Origin of the sequence: Streptococcus sp. 2579 (genome assembly GCF_013277195.1) — a bacterium.
Lineage (GTDB): Bacteria > Bacillota > Bacilli > Lactobacillales > Streptococcaceae > Streptococcus.
Genome location: NZ_VMMM01000014.1, coordinates 16382 through 20776, shown reverse-complemented (window position 1 = coordinate 20776; position 4395 = coordinate 16382). Strand labels below are relative to the sequence as shown.

Below are 4395 nucleotides of genomic sequence, written 5' to 3'. Positions count from 1 at the left end.
AAACAATGGACAAGAAAACCATCTAGTCAAGATGGCATTCTTGGAATTAAAGAAATACAGAGAAACCAGCAAAGACGAGGTTCGCAAGCCGTGGTTGGAGTTTTTTGGGAACAAGCCCTTTACTCAAGAACCCGAGCGAGCCATCAGCCAAGCAGACCAACTGCTGGACTACAAGAGCTGGTCCGAGGAGGACAGAAAAATGTTTAGTCAACTACGTATGCGCGAAGAACAAGCCTTGTTAGCACAGGACTATGCTTTGGAAACCGCTAGGGCTGAGGGGGTTGAACAAGGACTGGAGCGTGGTCTTGAACAAGGACGAGCAGAAGGTATTGAACAGGGGATTGAACGAGGACGATCTGAGGGTCTTGAACAGGGTTTAGAACGTGGAAAACTTTTTGCCTTCTTAGACATGGTTCGTCAACATGTTTTAACTTCTGAATTTGCCAGCCAGCAGTTAGGAATGACTGTCGCTGAGTTTGAATCACTCTTGTAAACGAGCGAAAATGTTTAGCTAGCTATCTTACAAAAAAATAAGTAGAGTTTATAATCCAAATACTTTTTAATACCAAGAATAAGCAGAGCCGGTTTTTCTAGGATATTTGGGTTAAGACGATTGTCTTGAATGCCTTAGGGAAACATGCTATACTACTTGTATGATTATTTTACAAGCTAATAAAATTGAACGTTCTTTTGCAGGAGAGGTTCTTTTTGATAATATCAACCTACAGGTTGATGAACGAGATCTGATTGCCCTTGTTGGGAAAAATGGTGCAGGTAAGTCTACTCTTTTGAAGATTTTAGTTGGAGAAGAGGAGACAACTAGCGGAGAAATCAATAAGAAAAAAGATATTTCTCTGTCTTACCTAGCCCAAGATAGCCGTTTTGAGGTTGCAGATAAGACTGACGAAGTTAGCTCAAAACACTGTTTTGAGGTTGCAGATAAGACTGACGAAGTCAGTTACATATATCTACAGCAAGGCGACGTTGACGTGGTTTGAAGAGATTTTCGAAGAGTATTATTTTTAAAAAATCTTTCCAGAAACTAGTTGCTAAATAGGGTAAAAATTGATAAAATAAGGAATGTCTAAAAAATTTTAAGGAGAATCTAGCAAATGGATTTCACATGGGCACTAAAGTATGCCACTGAATTTTTGGGAACTGCCATTTTGATCATTCTTGGGAATGGTGCAGTTGCCAACGTTGAACTTAAAGGTACGAAAGGTCACCAAAGTGGCTGGATCGTCATCGCTGTTGGTTATGGTATGGGGGTTATGATCCCAGCCTTGATGTTTGGTAACGTATCTGGGAACCACATCAACCCTGCTTTCACTCTAGGACTTGCAGTTAGCGGTCTTTTCCCTTGGGCACAAGTGGTACCTTACATTATCGCGCAAGTCTTGGGGGCTATCTTTGGTCAAGCCTTGGTTGTGGCAACACACCGCCCATTCTACTTGAAAACTGAAAACTCAAATAACATCTTGGGAACTTTCTCAACTATTTCAAGTATTGACCATGGTACAAAAGAAAGTCGCTATGCAGCAACTGTTAATGGTTTTGTAAACGAGTTTGTTGGTTCATTTGTTTTGTTCTTTGCAGCTCTTGGTTTGACTAAAAACTTCTTTGGTGCTGAAGTGCTTCAATACATGAAACAAATGGCAACACAAGCAGGACAAACAGTTGATTTTTCTGACTTGGCTATTAAAGCACAGGTGGCTCCACACACTGCTTCAGGACTTTCTGTAGCTCACTTGGCACTTGGATTCCTCGTTATGGCCTTGGTAACATCACTTGGTGGACCTACAGGACCTGCCTTGAACCCAGCCCGTGACTTGGGACCACGTCTCCTTCATGCTTTCCTTCCAAAATCAGTTCTTGGTGAGCATAAAGGCGATTCAAAATGGTGGTATTCTTGGGTACCAGTAGTAGCACCTATTGTAGCAGCAATTGCGGCAGTAGCTGTATTCAAATTCCTTTATCTCTAAGAAATAGCTCCTTTAACATTTGAGTGAGCACCATCTATAAGTAAGAGAGGATCAGATTGGTTCTCTCTTTTTGATTTTCTAGGAAATGAAAGAAAGTCTAAACAAACTTCTCTCCAGCAGTGGTTTAGAAGTCTCAGTGGGCTATTCAGCTTTAATGGGCTATAGTAGCTTGCAGTTGAAATAATAGATCCTTGTTTCTAAAACATTGTGAGAAATTGGTTTGAATTCCCCAATCAAATTGTGCAGTTTTCATTCTACTATATATTATCGGAGATGGGTTCCCTATCTTGTAAGTCTGCTTTATAGTTGGTTGAAGTTGGAATAGTCAGCCCTTCTTTCTCAAACATTGTGAGGAATTGATTTGCCTTCCTTAACAAGATGTTCAGTTTTTATTTCATTTTGCCATAAAATAAGCGATTAGGGGGGGCTATTCTTCGACCGACGTCCTTATCGTTTTATCTGCAATCTTATACTCAATGAAAATCAAAGAGTAAACTAGGAAGCTAGCCGCNNCTGACGAAGTCAGCTCAAAATAATGTTTTGAGGTTGTAGATGAAGAGGTTTGGCAAAAACTCGACTTTAGGAGAAAATGAAGTAAATCTTCCCATAAAACGCATAGTACCAAGATTTCTCAAGACCTGATACTATATGTTTTTCTGATTGCAAAGACTTTTTGACCAGTCTCAACTATACCTACGGTAAGGCGACGCTGACGTGGTTTGAAGAGATGTTCGAAGAGTATTAAACTGATGTTGTGAATAACTTATACCTAGCTTCCTAGTTTGCTTTTGTAGTATAAACCAGAGACTGTTTGCATTTTCAGCAAGTGAGTGGATGAATAATGCTGAAAACTCCTCGAAGGATAAGTCTATTTAGTACTTTCTATATAGTTAGTTAAATTTTTACCAAGAATAATTCACAAAAACGTTGTAAAACACTTGCAATTTAGCTGAAATTTGATAAAATAGTAAGGAAAGTTAGACTGTATTGCCTACTGTCTATCTATAAAATATATTTTATTGGAGGCTTTTACTCAAATGGCAAAAGAAAAATACGATCGTAGTAAACCACACGTTAACATTGGTACTATCGGACACGTTGACCACGGTAAAACTACCCTAACTGCAGCTATCACAACTGTTTTGGCACGTCGCTTGCCTTCATCAGTTAACCAACCTAAAGACTATGCGTCTATCGATGCTGCTCCAGAAGAACGCGAACGCGGTATCACTATCAACACTGCGCACGTTGAGTACGAAACTGAAAAACGTCACTACGCTCACATCGACGCTCCAGGACACGCGGACTACGTTAAAAACATGATCACTGGTGCTGCTCAAATGGACGGAGCTATCCTTGTAGTAGCTTCAACTGACGGACCAATGCCACAAACTCGTGAGCACATCCTTCTTTCACGTCAGGTTGGTGTTAAACACCTTATCGTCTTCATGAACAAAGTTGACTTGGTTGACGACGAAGAATTGCTTGAATTGGTTGAAATGGAAATCCGTGACCTATTGTCAGAATACGACTTCCCAGGTGACGATCTTCCAGTTATCCAAGGTTCAGCTCTTAAAGCCCTTGAAGGTGACACTAAATACGAAGACATCGTTATGGAATTGATGAACACAGTTGATGAGTACATCCCAGAACCAGAACGTGACACTGACAAACCATTGCTTCTTCCAGTCGAAGACGTATTCTCAATCACTGGACGTGGTACAGTTGCTTCAGGACGTATCGACCGTGGTATCGTTAAAGTCAACGACGAAATCGAAATCGTTGGTATCAAAGAAGAAACTCAAAAAGCAGTTGTTACTGGTGTTGAAATGTTCCGTAAACAACTTGACGAAGGTCTTGCCGGAGATAACGTAGGTGTCCTTCTTCGTGGTGTTCAACGTGACGAAATCGAACGTGGACAAGTTATTGCTAAACCAGGTTCAATCAACCCACACACTAAATTCAAAGGTGAAGTCTACATCCTTACTAAAGAAGAAGGTGGACGTCACACTCCATTCTTCAACAACTACCGTCCACAATTCTACTTCCGTACTACTGACGTTACAGGTTCAATCGAACTTCCAGCAGGTACTGAAATGGTAATGCCTGGTGATAACGTGACAATCGACGTTGAGTTGATCCACCCAATCGCCGTAGAACAAGGTACTACATTCTCTATCCGTGAGGGTGGACGTACTGTTGGTTCAGGTATGGTTACAGAAATCGAAGCTTAATTCGATTTAGTTCCCAGAAGAACAATTATTTAAGTCAGACACTAAAAGAATCTTGCATTGCAAGGTTCTTTTTTTTCAGATATTGAACTAATACTCAATGAAAATCAAAGAGCAAACTAGGAAGCTAGCTGCAGGCTGCTCAAAACACCGTTTTGAAGTTGTAGATAAGACTGACGAAG

At 40.6% G+C, this 4395-nt stretch carries 2 protein-coding genes and 2 pseudogenes; all 4 read left to right on the top strand.

All coding sequences use genetic code 11. From position 1 onward, the window contains the following. Positions 1-493: pseudogene (locus tag HT725_RS10105) on the top strand (hypothetical protein); the annotation flags it as partial. Positions 494-653: 160 nt separating this feature from the next. Beyond that, positions 654-887 (top strand): annotated as a pseudogene (locus tag HT725_RS07555) (ATP-binding cassette domain-containing protein); the annotation flags it as partial. Between the two features lie 225 nt (positions 888-1112). Next, the gene (gene gla / locus HT725_RS07550; RefSeq protein WP_173213591.1) at positions 1113-1982 is read left to right on the top strand and encodes an aquaglyceroporin Gla; all 870 of its coding nucleotides are present in this window, start codon (positions 1113-1115) and stop codon (positions 1980-1982) included. Positions 1983-3019: 1037 nt separating this feature from the next. Further along, complete coding sequence (gene tuf / locus HT725_RS07545) at positions 3020-4216, top strand: elongation factor Tu (RefSeq protein WP_001040726.1); 1197 nt, start codon at positions 3020-3022, stop codon at positions 4214-4216. The last annotated feature ends 179 nt before the right edge of the window (positions 4217-4395 follow it).